We start from the raw sequence: 16,275 nt of genomic DNA on the forward strand, positions 1-16,275 counted from the left end.
AAAAAACCCGCCATTGGCGGGTTTTTTATGTTGTATTTTGCTTAATCTTTTTTAGAGGTATAAGCATAGTTATAGCCATAACCATAAGGTGAGCCAACTTCACGTTGTACATCATTTAAGATTAAACCATTGACCTTAACGCCTACTTGGTCAAAACGATTCACTACTAGCTCTAACTCTTTCATTTGTGATTTAGCATAACGGGCCACCACTAAATTGACACCACTAAATTGAGAAATAATCACGCTATCGGTCACTGCCAATACAGGTGGTGTATCAATAATAATATGATCATAACGCTGTGAAACTTCTTCAATAAACTTGGCAAAAGTTTCTGTACTTAATAATTCAGATGGATTACTTGGGCTTTTGCCACGTGCAATAAAGTCTAAATTGACCACTTCTGATTTTTGAATCAATTGTTCTAAATCGCTATTTTGTCCATTTAGATAAGTGGCCAATCCGTACTGATTAGTTGATTCTTTAAAATATTGGTGCATATAACCACGGCGCATATCACCGTCAATCAATAATACACATTTACCACTTTGCGCTAAAATGGTCGCCAAATTGACAGAAACAAATGATTTACCCACTTCAGGAGCCGGACCTGTCACCATAATCACGTTATTTTTAGCATTGCTCAAGGCAAAGTGAATTGCGGTACGCATGCTACGTAGGCTTTCAATTGCAAGGTCATCGCTATTTTTAATGGCTAAAATTGGTAAGAATTTCTTTTTCTTTAATAATTTAAAGTGACTTTCTTGAATTTCAGAACGTGGCACAGTGGCATAAACAGGCAAGTCCAGTTCAGTCTCAATTTGGGTTGAGTCTTTAACCCCAGAACGTAGCATATTACGTAACAAGGCGAGTAAAGTACCTAAAAAGCCACCTAAGAAAATACTTAAAATTAAGATCTGTAATTTTTTTGGTGCAATCGGCTGAATTGGGGCAATGGCTTGATCAATAATACGCACATTACCAATTTCGCCTGCTTTAGCAATACGAAGTTGTTGATATGAGTTTAATAAACCAGTATACAACTGCTGATTCACTTCAACTTCGCGATACAGTTGTAAATAACGACGTTGTAAATCAGGTAGTTGCTTTAAAGTGCTTTCTAACTCAGTGACTTTTTGTGTGACTACTCCAAGCTGTGCATTAATTTCCTGCATGGCAGGATGTTCATTGGTATATTTGGCTGAAAGTTCTGCTTGGCGCTGTTGTAATTGCGCTTTTTGTTGTTCTAAGGCAATACTTTGACTTAAATACAACTCAGACTCTTTGGTTACATCTACGGTGTTAGATTGTTCACGGAAACTGTTAAAAGCACGTTCGGCTGTGTCTAATTTATCTTTGAGTTCAGGCAATTGCTCGTCAAGAAAACTTAAGGTTTGTGCAGTTTCGGCAGAACGACGTTCAATATTTTGTTTGCTATAGGCCGCTAAAATTTCATTTAAAATACGTGTGATTTGTACTTTATCTTGACCTTGATAATTTAAGCTTAAAATACCCGTCATTTTACCTTTTTCAGCCACTGAATAATGGGCAGTCAGTTGATTCATGGCAGCAGGTAAAGACATCTTTTTAATTAAATAACTATTATTAATCTGGTCTTGGCTATAAATGGAAATATTCCAAACACCATATTCAGAACTTAATTCATTATTTTGATTGAGCTTACCTTGTACCAGTACTTGCTGATTATTACTATCACTTAAACTGAAATTTTGCCCATCAATATTGAGTAATAAGTTGGTATCAATAAAATTTGCCGGTATTTTAAATTCACGTACATTAAAGCGTGATTGATTATCACGAAACATCACCGCATCTTTATGATGCTCGACATGGTACTGATTTTTAGTGGCTAAACGGTCAATCAAACCATTTTCTAAACCTTGAATATGAATATCTAAATTTAAATCTTGAATGACCGAACCTAAAACCAAGCGCGATTTTAGAATTTCAATCTCAGCTTGAGCAGGCTGTTTTTGCTCGACCATACTGGATAAATCGCCAAGCAATGCTGCTGAAGCCCCTTTGCTTTCTTCAACTTGTACCAAAGCATTGACTGCGTAAGTATCAGGTGTAGCACGTAAATACAGTAAGGCACACACCAAACTTAAAATTGTACATAGCGCGATTAATTTCCACTGCGCTATTAAAGAAAAGAACAGCTCTTTTAGATCAATCGTATCTTCAGTTTTATCGCTTTGGCTCATAATCGTAAATTATCAAAGTTAAATATAGTTTTTCCAATCAGCAATACAGGTCTGTATCAACTGACAGGTTTGATCAAACATGGCTTGGTCATGTTGATAAGGATCGGCAACATCACACTGTTGCCAATGTCCTAAACGAAAGGTTTTCCCTTTTGTAAAAGGCCAAGTGCGTTCAATATGTTTTTGTTGATTTTGACTCATCACCAAAACTAAGTCGGCTTGTTTTAGCATCTGAGCATCGAGCTTTTTGGCAATATGATTGTGCATATCAAGATTTAAACGCTGCATACACAGCAGCGCTTTTTCATCAGCAGGATGACCTGTTAAGCCTTGAATACCAGCTGAATGAATCTGTAGCTCTGGAAATTCTTGTTTGAGTAAATATTCTGCCATTGGACTACGGCAAATATTGCCCACACAGACCACTAAAATATTATTGATCTGCATTACTGACCCAAACGATCTAAATTATACAAGGCGTTTGAAAATGGAATGATTTGGTTCAAAACACGTTGCCAACGCACCAATCCAGAGGCATCAATATAAACAATATCATTGGAGCGCATACTAAACTGATTGGCCAATCCAAAGTCACCAAGACTGCTTAAATCTAAGTGATAGACTTCGGTGCTACCATCTGTGGGGTGACTACGCACCACATAAATTTTACTACGACTTGCCGACAAGGGATTTAAGCCTTGGCTTTCACCCAACACATCACCTAAGCTCATACCTTGATCACGTAAAGGCAAAGACTGATTTTTTCCTGCTTCACCCATGACGTAAATTTTTTGATTCTCACGTGAATTGACATACAGTGTGTCATTAGGTTGGATCAACAACTTATGCAGCGATAAACCTTGTTTTTCAAGTTCTAAGCTATTGAGTTGGTAGCTTTGACCTTGGCGCACCAGGGTAATTGAGGTGTTATCCCCCAATTGGTTGTTGATACCGCCAGCAAGACCTAATGCAGTATAGACACTGGTCGGTTGATCATTTAAATAAAACTGACCACCTTTCATGACGTTGCCTTGAACAGAGTAGCGTTGTCCTTCATAAGACAATACCCGTGCAATCACATCGGGAGTCTTTAAATAGCGCGCCAATTGACTGCGTAATTCTTGGTTGACTTGCTGAATAGTTTTACCACTGGCTTTATAACGCCCAATAATCGGAAACTGAATATAGCCTTGCGAGTCAATTTGGTAGCCAGAGCTTTCGCTGCTCGAGAGTTCTGGGTGTGCCCAAAGATAGATCGATAAAATATCACCACTACCTAGACGGTAATTTTTATGGCTGTTATTAAAAAGATGCGCGTAGTTTTGACGAATATTGACCTGTGCAGTTTGTACACTAGGTAATGACTCAGCAGTAATTTTCACTACATTGACTTGTGAGCCAAGTTCGGTTTGATAAATACCTTGTTGAGGTAAATCATAGGTTTGCAGACCAGAAGTAACTGCGCAACCTGTTACGGCTACACCAAAAGTGAGTAGAAATAAAGATTGGTAAAGTTTCACTCGAAGTCCTATATAGATCATTAATTTTTCAATTTTTAACGAAAGCTTTTGGCATGCGCATTCTTCTTAAGGCTTAATCATATAGTGTCTTTTCATAAGATCAAGTTTATCTTTTAAATAATCGAAGCGTTTAATATTTAAACAGAAAAAGTAACAAAATATTTTCATTTAAAATATTTATATAAATCCTAAAGATATACGCAAAAATAATTTTTCAATAGTTTTTGTGGGTTGTATTTTAATCAGAATGGCTTGTTATACACATACTCTGTTGATGTGATTTTATTTTCAATAAAGTAAAACTCAATATAATTTCTGCTATATTATGCGCGGATTTAGCTGCTTGACTCGATAAATAAAAGGCTGTCGGATGTTACAACTATCAGAAATTAAAATTGCAATTATTGGTTTGGGCTATGTTGGTCTGCCTTTGGCAGTAGAATTTGGGAAAAAAGTACCCGTTGTTGGTTTTGATATTCATCAAAAACGTATTGATGAACTGAAAAGTGGCCAAGATCACACTTTAGAAGTGTCTCCAGAGGAATTAGCACAATCACAATATTTAAGCTATAGCGCCAATTTAGAAGACTTAAAACAATGTAACTTTTTTATTGTGACTGTACCAACACCGATTGATGAATTTAAACAACCCGATTTAACGCCACTAATTAAAGCTTCACAAAGTATTGGTCAGGTACTTAAAGCTGGTGATATTGTGGTGTATGAATCCACGGTTTATCCGGGTGCGACAGAAGAAACCTGTATTCCTGTGTTAGAGCAAGTGTCAGGTTTAAAATTTAACCAAGACTTCTTTGCTGGTTATAGCCCTGAGCGTATCAACCCGGGTGATAAATTACACCGCGTGACCAATATTTTAAAAATCACCTCAGGTTCTACCCCTGAAGTAGCCGATTTTGTGGATGAGGTGTATAACCTTATTATTGAAGCCGGTACACATAAAGCCGAAAGTATTAAAGTGGCTGAAGCTGCTAAAGTCATTGAAAACACGCAACGTGATGTCAATATTGCTTTAATTAATGAATTGGCGGTGATCTTTAATAAAATGGGGATTGATACCGAAGCGGTGCTTAAAGCTGCCGGTACCAAATGGAACTTCTTGCCTTTCCGTCCGGGCTTGGTTGGCGGTCACTGTATTGGTGTAGACCCGTATTACTTAACCCATAAAGCACAAGCCATTGGTTACCACCCAGAAATTATTTTAGCCGGTCGTCGTTTAAATGATGCGATGGGGGCTTATGTGGTCACTCAGCTAGTTAAAGGCATGATTAAGAAAAAAATTCAAGTTGAAGGCGCTAAAGTTTTAGTGCTTGGTTTGAGTTTTAAAGAGAACTGCCCAGATATTCGTAATACGAAAATTATTGATATTGTGCAGGAATTGCAAGAATACCATATTCAAGCTGACGTCTATGATCCTTGGGTAGATGCCGCAGAAGCTGAGCATGAATATAACATCACGCCAGTACAGCAGTTAGAGCAAGGTCAGTATGATGCTGTGATTCTGGCCGTTGCCCATGATCAGTTTAAAGCCATGGGTGCTGAAGCATTACGTGCCTTGGGCAAGTCCGCACATATTTTATATGACCTAAAATATGTACTGGATCAATCTGAATCTGACCTTCGTCTGTAATTATAGGGACTTTAAACATGAGCCAATATCAAACTGTATGCGAGCAATTACAACAAGTACCAAAAACCTGGTTAATTACCGGTGTGGCAGGCTTTATTGGCTCAAATTTACTGGAAACCTTATTAAAGCTAAACCAAAACGTGGTGGGTCTGGATAATTTTGCGACAGGTCATCAGCATAATCTGGATGAAGTGCAAAGTTTGGTCAAACCTGAGCAATGGGCAAACTTCAAGTTTTATGAAGGTGATATCCGTAATTTTGCAGACTGCCAGAAAGCATGTGCAGGAGTGGACTATGTCTTGCATGAAGCAGCTTTAGGTTCTGTGCCCCGTTCGATTGCCGACCCGATTACCACCAATGCAGCCAATATTACCGGCTTTTTAAATATGCTGACGGCTGCACGTGATGCAGAGGTAAAAAGCTTTACTTATGCAGCAAGTAGTTCAACTTATGGTGACCATCCGGCACTGCCTAAAGTGGAAGAAAATATCGGCAAGCCACTTTCACCTTATGCGGTCACCAAATATGTAAATGAGCTGTATGCTGAAGTCTTTGCACGGACTTATGGTTTTAAAACGATTGGTCTGCGTTACTTTAATGTTTTTGGCAAGCGTCAGGATCCGAATGGTGCCTATGCAGCTGTGATTCCAAAATGGACAGCGGCCATGATTGCCGGTGATGATGTGTTTATTAATGGTGATGGTGAAACCAGTCGTGATTTTTGTTTTATTGAAAACACGGTTCAGGCCAATATTCTGGCAGCCACTACGCAAAATGATGAAGCTAAAAATCAGGTTTATAATGTTGCAGTAGGGGATCGTACGACTCTAAATGATTTGTTTAATGCCATTAAAGCTGCATTAAATGAAAATGATGTGACTTATACGAAAGAGCCCGTATACCATGATTTCCGTGCTGGGGATGTTCGACATTCACAAGCCAGTATTGAAAAGATTAAGAGTTTACTAGGATATAAACCAGAATTTGTAATTGCACAAGGTCTTAAAAACGCAATGTCATGGTATGTAGAAAAAGTAATGAATGTATAACAAGGAATTAAATACTTTTTTCTAATCACTTGACGCTTTTCTGGTTAATGAAATTTTATTCATTTTTTATTATATAAGATGAAGTCCATGAAATATAAGGTTTTTTAAAAGTGATTGAACTTTTATTATGAATATCACTAAGATATTAAATTCAGGACTGTTTAGGGTGTTTTTTGGAACTTTTTTATTCCGTATATTAGCCGTGGGTACAACTTTTGCAAGCTCTGTCTTGTTGGCTAGAACACTCGGAGTTGAAGGTTTTGGCATATATTCGTATATATTTGCATTAGTAAGTATTTTGGCATTACCGGCTCAGGCAGGAATGCCTACATTGGTTTTAAGAGAAACTGCAAAAGCAAAAGCCTTAAGTGACTGGACTCAAATGAAAGGCATTTGGGTATGGGCGGGCTCTATGTTAATTATTTTTTCTTTATTTATTTGTACTTTAGCTTTTTTTGTACATAAGACTTTTTTTAACGATATTTCTGGTGGGTTTGAAATATTCGCTCTTGGGCTTGTTATGTCGCTCTTGGTGGCAATGGGAAATGTACGCGGAGCTGCTTTAAGGGGGCTGGGCTTTATAATACAAGGGCAGCTACCAGAAGGATTGATACGTCCTTTATGCTTAACATTTTTTCTTCTAATCGCAGTTATCTTAAATATTGAACTAAGTCCTAATGTTGCGATGAGTTTCCACCTTTTTGCAGCAATAATAGCTTTTATTGTTGGAGCATGCTTGTTAATTAGAGCAAAACCTAAAGAATTACAAAAGGTTCAACCAGTTATTCATGGACGTACTTGGTTTTTAACAGTCATACCTTTAGCGGTGATGACAGGAATGCAATCAATAAGTGGTCAAATTGATATCCTAATGTTAGGCCTTTTGGCCTCAATTAAAGATGTTGGTGTATATAAGGTTGTAGTATCAGGTGCATCTTTAGCACTATTTGGCTTGCAGATTGTAAGTACAGTCATTACACCGCGATTAGCTAGTGCTTTTGCCAAAAAAAATTATTTGGAAGCACAGAAAATAGCCTCTATTGGGTCATTAGTCAGTTTCTTTTTTACATTACCTTTAGTTCCTATTTTATTTTTTTGGGGTTCAGGAATACTTGAGTTGGTTTTTGGAAATGAGTTTATTATAGGTCATCGAGCACTTTATATCATTGCTATTGGTCAAGCAATAAATGCCTTTTTTGGCTCTTCAATTTCTATTTTAACTATGTCTGGTAATGAAAAATTCGTTATTAAGGGTATGTTTTGGTCAGCTATTATTAATACTATTTTAAACTTAATTTTAATACCTAAGATGGGTATTGATGGTGCTGCTATTAGTGCATCAATATCAATTGTTGTATGGAATTTATACTTGTGGGTGGCGATACGACATCAAATAGGAATTGATAGTACATTTATTTGGCTTTTTTGGAGAAAATATATATGAGTAAAAAAAGAATAGTAGTTGCTGGTGAGGTTTTTAGTTCAAATCTAGGTGATTACGCTATATTTGATAGTCTTAGCAAAATTTTGAAATCAAAAGATATTAATGTTATTCCCCTGGATATCTCCTTTAGAAAAAATTTACCTAATAGTAATAAGGATGTTTCCTTATCTTCTAAAAATAAAAAAAAATGGAATAGAGGATTACCAAAAACTGTGAAAAACATTAAATTGACTCAATATTTAATATCTCGAGTTTTATGGTATTTTTTAATTAAGGAAAAATCAGATCAATACTGGGAAAGTCTTATTAAAAATTCTGATGGAGTGATTATTGGAGGAGGACAATTAATAACTGATAATACCTCATTTTTTTACCCAAAGTTAAATAAAATTGTAGAGATAGCTCAGAGAAATAATAAACCGTTTGCTATAGTAGGATGTGGGGTGGGTGATAATATTGGAAGTTATGCAAGAAAGATATATAATAATATATTAAATAATGCTAAATATGTTTCTTTTCGCGATAACGGTTCCGCAAAAAAAATGCAATCTTATCTTGATAACAATATCTCATTACAAGTATATCCTGATTTGGCATTTGCTTTGAAAAAACCAGTGCTAAATAATATTACTTTAAGTCAAAATATCCTCTGTGGTTTTAATGTAATACCATTATCTTTTTTTAAAAAATTTGATTCTTCTTTAAAAGATATGAATGAAGCAGAATATTTGCTGTTTTGGAAAAGACTTGCACAAGGTGCCGTTAATGCAGGTATGAAAATTGCTATTATGACTAATGGTAATCCAGGTGATCATGAACAAGCAAAGATGGTCTATCAATCTCTATTAGCGAGTAATATTGATGTAACTCTATTTGATAGGCCGGAGCAACCGAATGAACTTTATAAGCAAATTCATATGGTTGATTATTTAGTTGCGATGCGTATGCATGCTGGGATAATTGCACAAGCTTTTGGAAAAAATGTAGCAACATTAGCTTGGGATCAGAAAATACCCGATGTTTGGAACGCTATAGGAGGTGCTGATATTGTTATTGATTCTAGTATTTTAAAGGATCAAAATCCTTGGAATAAAGTAGAAAAATCATTTGAGTATTCGAAGATTTTATCAATTTCTAGTTGGGAACTAGAAAGTAAAGTAAAAGAAAATGTGGATGAATGTTTAAAAGCGATGATTTAATTATTAATAGCTTTTTTAATGGTTTAACCGAAATTTAGTTTGATTTCCAAAATTTAAACTACGAACTATTTAAGTGTGAGATATATTGATGAAAAAAAAGTATTGTCTTTTTATTCCTTCTTTAGGTGGTGGGGGAGCAGAAAAAGTTGTAGCTCTTTTGGCTAACTTTTTATCAAAGAAAGAAAATACCGAAGTTTTCTTAGTTGTTTTACGCTCTGAAGGTGTCTATTGGGAGTTTATTGATAAAAAAGTTAAGATAGTAAATCTTAACCAAAATAGAGTATTAAAAGGTATATTACCATTATCTAATTGGATTAGATTAAATAAGCCAGATGTAATCTTTTCTGCATTAAGTCATGTGAATGTAGCAGTTGCTCTCGCTAAAAAAATTAGCAGACATCCTTGTAACTTAATAATCAGTGAACATAGTACGATTTCTGATGCTTTTATTTTAAATAAAAAACTATATAAGTTCATTTTTAGTTTTTTTTATAGTCAAGCAGACCACATCGTAGCAGTTTCTAAAGGTGTTAAAGATGATCTTTCTAAAACACTAAATATTAATCCTAATAAGATTATTGTTATCAATAATCCCGTATATCCGAATGTGAAAACAGAGCTAAGAATAAACTTTAATAATTTTTTTAAAAATAAAAAACATAAAGTTATTTTATCAATTGGTAGATTGGAGAAAGAAAAAAACTACATTAATCTATTAAAAGCATTCAGAAATTTAGAAAATGATAATTTAGGATTAGTAATATTAGGTGAGGGTAAAGAAAGAAAATTATTAGAGACTTATATAATTGATAATAAGCTTACGGATAAAGTTATTTTGCCAGGCTTCGTTAAAGATCCATTTGTTTGGATCAATTCCTGTGATCTATTTGTATCATCTTCAGAACGTGAAGGTTTTGGGAATGCGATTGTAGAAGCTATGGCTTATGGTTTAAATATCGTATCTACTGATTGTGTGGGACCTAGAGAAATTTTACAAGATGGTAGGTTTGGAGTTTTAGTACCTAGAGATGATCCAAAAGCTTTATCTGAAGAAATTCATAATTTATTATCTAACCCGAATAGATTTAATAAAGAAGATATTTTAAATAGATCTAGCGACTTCTCTGAATCAGTTATTTTTAAATCCTATGAAAAGGTTATGTAAGACTTAATTATGAAGATTACACATATTATTATAGGTTTAAATGTTGGTGGTGCAGAACTCATGCTAAAAAGGTTGGTTTTAACTAGTCAAGCTAAGGGGAAATTTAAACATGAGGTGATATCACTTACAGACTTAGGTACTTTGGGCTTTGATCTGAAGCAAGCTGGTATTCCTGTACACATATTAAATATGAAGTCTAGTCTTGACTTATTAAGAGTATATATTTCTTTAAAAAAGATATTAAAAAAAAATAAATCAGACGTAGTTCAAACATGGATGTATCATTCCGATTTAATAGGTGGTCTAGCTGCTAAAAGTGTGGGCATTAATAATGTTATTTGGGGTATTCGTAATACTGAGCTAGATAGTAATAGTGGGATTATAAAGAAAGCTATCCGTAAAGCATGTGCATTACTATCTGATAAAATTCCAAAAAAAATAATATGTGTAGCTAGTAAAGCAAAAACTGTACATGGAAATGTTGGTTATTGCGAAGAGAAAATGTTGGTGATTCCTAATGGATTCGATATACGCCGATTTAATGTTGATAATGAATTACGTTATAGATATAGAGATGAATTGAAGATTCAGCATAATAAGTTAGTCATAGGAAATATTGGTAGATTTACTCCAGCAAAAAATCAAGTGAATTTTATAAAAGCATGCTTACTATTGCTAGATAAAGGTTATGATTTTGATGTTATTATGGCAGGACGAGATATATCATTAAATAATCTTGAAATTAAGAAATTGGTTGGTGATAAAGAGAATTTTAAGTTAGTAGGTGAAATTGATCAGCCAGAAAAGTTTTATAATGCGATTGATGTATTTTGTCTATCTTCAATAACTGAAGGATTTCCTAATGTATTAGGAGAGGCGATGGCAACTAAAAGAATATGTTTAACTACAGATGCAGGGGATGCGAGAGAAATATTAGGTAACTGTGGTTATCATATCAATGGTTTTACATTTAATGAAATAGCTAAATCAATAGAGGTTAATATACTAAGTAAAGAAGGCTATAATCTAAAAAAAGTTGGAGATACAGCAAGATTAGAGGTTATTGAAAAATATTCTCTGGAAAAAATTGTTTCAGATTTTGAGAAATTATATTAATCAGTTTTAGGTATATTATTATGTCTTTGAAGGAAAGTCTAATCAGATTAAGTCCGTATCTAGTACAAAATATTGCTGTGACTTTGTTTAACGTTTACCAATATAAGATACGACATGGTGACCATTATGCTTACTTTCGTAAATTTTATAGAAAAGTAGATTATTTAAATCAGCAAGATTTAAATAATGAAATTCTTAAAAAGAAAGAAGATTTTTTTACATATGTTCTGTCTAAATCAGAATGGTATAAATGTCAAAATTCGGAAGGTTTTGAACAAGTTCATCCTCTTGAAAAAATAGATATAATTAATAATTTAGATAAGATAAAAACAATAAGTGAGTCAGAAGGTATTGTTAGTTTGACAGGAGGTACTACAGGTGCCTCTATGAAAGTAATTTATACAAAAAAAGATATGCAAGAAAGATTTGCAATTTTGGATCACTTTCGTGCACAGCATGGTTATGAGCTGGGTAAGAAAACAGCTTGGTTCTCTGGTAAAAATCTTATTACTCAAAAGGATATAGATAGGGGAATTTGTTCTCATTATGATTTCGTGAATAAAATCAGATTTTATTCTACTTTCTTAATTAATGAAAAGAACTTTGATGTTTATTGGAAATCCTTAAATGAATTCCAGCCTGAATTTCTAGTAGGTTTTCCCTCTAGTGTTTTCGAGATTTGTCAAATTGCTCGAGATAGGGGATTAAAATATAAAGGGAAAGCAAAAGTTTTTTTCCCGACAGCAGAAACTGTTTTACCAGAACATCGAGAAGTAATATCCGAAATACTGGGTTGTAAACTGGTAGATCAATATGCATCTTCAGAAGGTGCACCTTTTATTTTAGAATGTAGTAAAGGCCATTTACATATTCATCCTTTAACTGGCATCTTTGAAGTTGTCGATGAAGATTTAAGCCCTGCTCAATCTGGACAGATGTTAGTGACTTCTTTCACTACTCATGGAACTCCACTCATAAGATATAGAATTGGGGATTCAATCACTTTGGCTGATAACTCAAAAAAATGTGATTGTGGTTCTATTTTTCCTTTAGTTGAGCGTATTGAAGGGCGTACAAACGATTATATTCTTTCCCCCACCCACGGTAAAGTTAACCTAGGCAATATCAGTAATTCGACTAAAGATACTACAGGTATAGTCTGTTTTCAGTTAATTCAAGATAAAATTGATCATCTTGAAGTCAGAATTGTAGCAAGTAAAGATTTTAATAAAAAACAAGAGTTAAATTTCATTTCTTCACTGCGTGAAAGAATTGGGGATGAGATTGAATTAGATATTGTATATGTTGAAGCCATTGAAAGAGAAAAAAGTGGTAAATTTAGAATTGTTAAGAACTTAATTGGTAAGTAGTATGTTAAGTATTGATTATTATCAAATAATGTTATTCGTAGTTATACTAATTTTAAGTTTTTTAATTATTTTTATTTCAGGTTGTAAGCAAAAAAAAGATATTGTTATTATTATCTCGCTTTTCTTTTGGCATACTTTTTTCTCAATATTTTATTATTTTTTTACACTATCGAATGCCGCTGATGCTGTGGTTTATTATCGGCGTTCGACAGAAGACGGCTTGACCTTTTATCCAGGGTCATCTTTTATTTATTATTTTTCTTCTCTTTTTTCTAAAGGAATAGATGCAAACTATCTAAATACAACTCTCTATTTTGGCTTTTTTGGTACTTTAGGGCTTGTTCTATTGTATCTTTCTCTTAAAAAAATTCTTACTAAAATTTCTTGGTATTGGGTATTTTTATTATTTATCCCATCTATGAGTTTTTGGAGTTCTGGATTAGGTAAAGATTCTATTTCATTTTTTGCTGTCTGTTTGTTTTTATATACAATCACTACCAATAAAAAGCTATATATTTTCTTACCATTATCTTTTTTTGCGATGTTTATGGTACGGCCTCATATTGCACTCATGATGATTGTTTCATTTGTAATTTATTTTATTATTCGTTCTAGAGCCCATTTGTTAGTTAAGTTTATAACATTGCCAATTATTTTTTCTGCAATTATCTTTTCTTCTAGTTTTGTACAGAAGTATGTAGGTTTGGATGAAGCATCTATTGATAGTGTTAATAGTTATGTTGATCAGCGTCAAAACTATAACCAAAGTGGAGGTTCTTCTATAGATTTACAATCCATGAGTTATCCTGTACAAATATTTACTTATGTATTTAGACCTTTACCTTTTGATGCTCATAGTGCATTAGCTTTATTTACCAGTATTGAAAATACTATACTGTTAATATTATTTTTATATGTCTTGTTTAAAAATAAGTTTAGACTAAATTATTTTGTAGAGGGTAAAAATACCTGGTTATTAATTTATGCATTTTTGACATGTAGTATGTTAGCAATTACTACAGCAAATTTAGGTATTGCTACTCGTCAAAAATGGATGTTTATGCCAATTTTAATTTATTTATTAGTTTATGCTTTCTATCGTTACAAACAATCTCAGCATACGAATAGTACTAAAAAATGAAATTCTTAATAATATCTAGTTTTTTACCTTCAGTATTAAATTTCCGTGGAAAGTTACTCGAAGCCATCCATCAGCAAGGCTATGAAATCCACATTATTGCCCCTGATTTGGCTTCTTTTCCTGCCGAGCATGAAAAACTACTAGGTTTAGGTTATTACGTACATGAAGTTTCCATGCAGCGTACAGGTACCAACCCGGTAGCAGACTTAAAAACTTTAGGGAGCATGTACACGCTTATAAAAAAAATAAAACCTGATTATGTTCTATCTTATACGATCAAGCCGGTGATCTATGGAACACTCGCAGCGTGGCTGGCAAGAGTACCAAATCGGTATGCCTTAATTACAGGTTTAGGTTATGCATTTCAAAATGTAGAAACTCAGACTAAGCGTAGTATTTTCCAGAAACTGGTTCATGGTTTATACCAGCAGGCATTATCGCGCAGTCATAAGGCATTTTTTCAAAACCCGGATGACTTAAAACTTTTTCAGGATTTAAAGCTTTTAAATGCTCAAACACCTACAGTGGTAGTGAACGGTTCCGGGGTTAATGTTGCCGACTTTAATGTATTACCTTTACCTGTAACGGCTGATCAAGAAATTAAAATATCCTTCTTGCTGATTGCGCGTTTACTGGTAGATAAAGGTGTCCGTGAATATGCCGAAGCAGCAAAAATTATCAAACATAAATATCCGCATGTAGAATTTAATCTGGTGGGCTGGATTGATGAAAATCCTTCGGCCATTCGCCAGCAAGAATTGGATCAATGGATGGCCAGTAACACATTAAACTACTGGGGGAAACTATCCGATGTTCGCCCTGCAATTGCAGAAAGCTCGGTGTATGTGTTGCCATCGTATCGTGAAGGCACACCCCGTACAGTTTTAGAAGCCATGGCAATGGGCCGGGCAATTATAACCACGGATGCACCAGGTTGTCGTGAAACTGTTACCGATGGCGATAACGGCTTTCTGGTTGAAGTAAAATCCGTGGAAAGTTTAGTAAAAGCAATGGAGAAACTGATTGTTCAACCAGAGCTTATCGCTAAAATGGGAAGTCGCTCCCGAGAAATCGCACTTCATAAATACGATGTACATCAGGTAAACACACATATGATGCAAGAAATGGGTTTGATCTAAATGCTAAAACGCCTTCTCGATATTATCATTGCTTCCATCGCCCTGATCCTACTTTCACCACTTTATGCCTTTGTTGCTTACAAAGTGAAAAAAAATCTGGGCTCTCCGGTCTTGTTTCGCCAGGTGCGTCCCGGGTTACATGGCAAGCCCTTTGAAATGATCAAGTTCCGCACCATGAAAGATGCTGTGGACGAGCAGGGTAACCCCTTGCCAGATAGTGAGCGTTTAACCCCATTTGGCAAAATGCTACGTGCAACAAGCTTAGATGAAATGCCAGAGCTTTGGAATGTGATTAAAGGTGATATGAGCGTAGTTGGGCCGCGTCCATTACTTATGGAATATTTACCTTTATATAATACAGAACAAGCCAAACGTCATAATGTACGCCCCGGTATGACAGGGCATGCTCAGGTCAATGGTCGTAATGCCATTAGCTGGGAAGAAAAATTTAAACTTGATACCTGGTATGTCGAAAATCGTTCTACATGGCTTGATTTTAAAATCATGTTTAAAACCATACATAAAGTCATTGCTAAAGATGATATTAGTGCCGAAGGTGAGGCAACTATGACCAAGTTTACAGGGACACCGGATTCCAAACATGACTAAGCTATACGCCATTTATGGAGCTTCAGGTTGTGGGCGTAGCCTTATACCAGTTGCGCGGCAACAATTGCTGCGTGAAAACAATAATGCTGAAATTGTATTTATTGATGATGCATTAACAGAAATCACTTTGGTCAATGGTCATCGTGCAATGAACTATCAACAATTTCTAAGCCAACCCGCTGCCCATAAGTACGTACAAATTGCGATTGCTAATAGTGCTGTCCGTGAAAAAATTGCCAATAAACTCGCTCAAGATAATATTTTTCTGTGGTCAATCTCAGCGGATAACGTGATCTTTATGGATAATATAGATATTGCTGAAGGGGCGGCATTAAGTCCATTTGTTACAGTGACTTCAAATATTAAAATTGGTAAATGTTTTCACGCTAACTTATACAGCTATGTTGAGCATGACTGTGTCATTGGTGATTATGTTACCTTTGCCCCAGGGGTAAAATGTAATGGCAATATTCATATTCAAGATCATGCCTATATTGGTACTGGTGCCGTGATTAAACAAGGTACACCAGACAAACCTTTAGTCATTGGTAAAGGCGCCATTGTAGGTATGGGCGCAGTGGTGACCAAAAGCGTACCCGCAGGCGTGACTGTTGTGGGTAACCCCGCACGAATTTTAGAGAAAAAATAAA

General features: G+C 34.9%; 14 protein-coding genes. 11 read left to right on the forward strand and 3 right to left on the reverse strand.

Annotation, left to right across the window (positions count from 1 at the left end; genetic code table 11):
* Positions 1-41: 41 nt before the first annotated feature.
* Genes Q0017_RS03790 through Q0017_RS03800 form a run of 3 tightly spaced genes read right to left on the reverse strand, consistent with a single transcriptional unit; the run spans position 42 to position 3,745 of the window.
* Complete coding sequence (locus Q0017_RS03790) at positions 42-2,225, reverse strand: polysaccharide biosynthesis tyrosine autokinase (RefSeq protein WP_298142903.1); 2,184 nt, start codon at positions 2,223-2,225, stop codon at positions 42-44.
* An 18-nt stretch (positions 2,226-2,243) separates the two neighbouring features.
* Complete coding sequence (locus tag Q0017_RS03795) at positions 2,244-2,672, reverse strand: low molecular weight protein-tyrosine-phosphatase (RefSeq protein ID WP_298142907.1); 429 nt, start codon at positions 2,670-2,672, stop codon at positions 2,244-2,246.
* Entirely contained in the window at positions 2,672-3,745 is a 1,074-nt protein-coding gene (locus tag Q0017_RS03800) for a polysaccharide biosynthesis/export family protein (protein WP_298142911.1), read from the reverse strand. Before Q0017_RS03800 ends, Q0017_RS03795 begins: the two co-directional genes overlap by 1 nt.
* Before the next feature lie 370 nt (positions 3,746-4,115).
* Between Q0017_RS03800 and tviB the strand changes: the two genes are divergently transcribed.
* From tviB to Q0017_RS03855, 11 genes are all read left to right on the forward strand, one after another.
* The gene (gene tviB / locus Q0017_RS03805; protein ID WP_298142914.1) at positions 4,116-5,393 is read left to right on the forward strand and encodes a Vi polysaccharide biosynthesis UDP-N-acetylglucosamine C-6 dehydrogenase TviB; all 1,278 of its coding nucleotides are present in this window, start codon (positions 4,116-4,118) and stop codon (positions 5,391-5,393) included.
* Between the two features lie 17 nt (positions 5,394-5,410).
* The gene (locus tag Q0017_RS03810; protein WP_298142916.1) at positions 5,411-6,442 is read left to right on the forward strand and encodes an NAD-dependent epimerase/dehydratase family protein; all 1,032 of its coding nucleotides are present in this window, start codon (positions 5,411-5,413) and stop codon (positions 6,440-6,442) included.
* A gap of 127 nt (positions 6,443-6,569) precedes the next feature.
* Positions 6,570-7,886, forward strand: a complete 1,317-nt coding sequence (locus Q0017_RS03815) for a polysaccharide biosynthesis C-terminal domain-containing protein (protein WP_298142918.1) — start codon at positions 6,570-6,572, stop codon at positions 7,884-7,886.
* Complete coding sequence (locus Q0017_RS03820) at positions 7,883-9,085, forward strand: polysaccharide pyruvyl transferase family protein (protein WP_298142920.1); 1,203 nt, start codon at positions 7,883-7,885, stop codon at positions 9,083-9,085. The genes Q0017_RS03815 and Q0017_RS03820 overlap by 4 nt, the downstream gene beginning before the upstream one ends.
* Before the next feature lie 88 nt (positions 9,086-9,173).
* Positions 9,174-10,250 carry a glycosyltransferase gene (locus tag Q0017_RS03825; protein ID WP_298142922.1) on the forward strand — a complete coding sequence of 359 codons (1,077 nt, stop codon included), beginning with the start codon at positions 9,174-9,176 and terminating at the stop codon, positions 10,248-10,250.
* 9 nt (positions 10,251-10,259) lie between these two features.
* Positions 10,260-11,366, forward strand: a complete 1,107-nt coding sequence (locus Q0017_RS03830) for a glycosyltransferase (protein WP_298142925.1) — start codon at positions 10,260-10,262, stop codon at positions 11,364-11,366.
* A gap of 20 nt (positions 11,367-11,386) precedes the next feature.
* Complete coding sequence (locus Q0017_RS03835; RefSeq protein WP_298142928.1) at positions 11,387-12,736, forward strand: phenylacetate--CoA ligase family protein; 1,350 nt, start codon at positions 11,387-11,389, stop codon at positions 12,734-12,736.
* A gap of 1 nt (position 12,737) precedes the next feature.
* Complete coding sequence (locus Q0017_RS03840; RefSeq protein WP_298142930.1) at positions 12,738-13,877, forward strand: hypothetical protein; 1,140 nt, start codon at positions 12,738-12,740, stop codon at positions 13,875-13,877.
* The gene (locus Q0017_RS03845; RefSeq protein WP_298142934.1) at positions 13,874-15,016 is read left to right on the forward strand and encodes a glycosyltransferase family 4 protein; all 1,143 of its coding nucleotides are present in this window, start codon (positions 13,874-13,876) and stop codon (positions 15,014-15,016) included. Before Q0017_RS03840 ends, Q0017_RS03845 begins: the two co-directional genes overlap by 4 nt.
* On the forward strand, positions 15,017-15,625 hold the full coding sequence (locus tag Q0017_RS03850) for a sugar transferase (RefSeq protein WP_298142937.1): 609 nt from the start codon (positions 15,017-15,019) through the stop codon (positions 15,623-15,625).
* A complete protein-coding gene (locus tag Q0017_RS03855) occupies positions 15,618-16,274 on the forward strand; it encodes a NeuD/PglB/VioB family sugar acetyltransferase (protein WP_298142942.1) in 657 nt (218 codons plus the stop codon). Before Q0017_RS03850 ends, Q0017_RS03855 begins: the two co-directional genes overlap by 8 nt.
* Position 16,275: the final 1 nt, after the last annotated feature.

The sequence above is a fragment of the uncultured Acinetobacter sp. genome, from assembly GCF_947624825.1.
In the GTDB taxonomy this organism is placed as follows: domain Bacteria; phylum Pseudomonadota; class Gammaproteobacteria; order Pseudomonadales; family Moraxellaceae; genus Acinetobacter.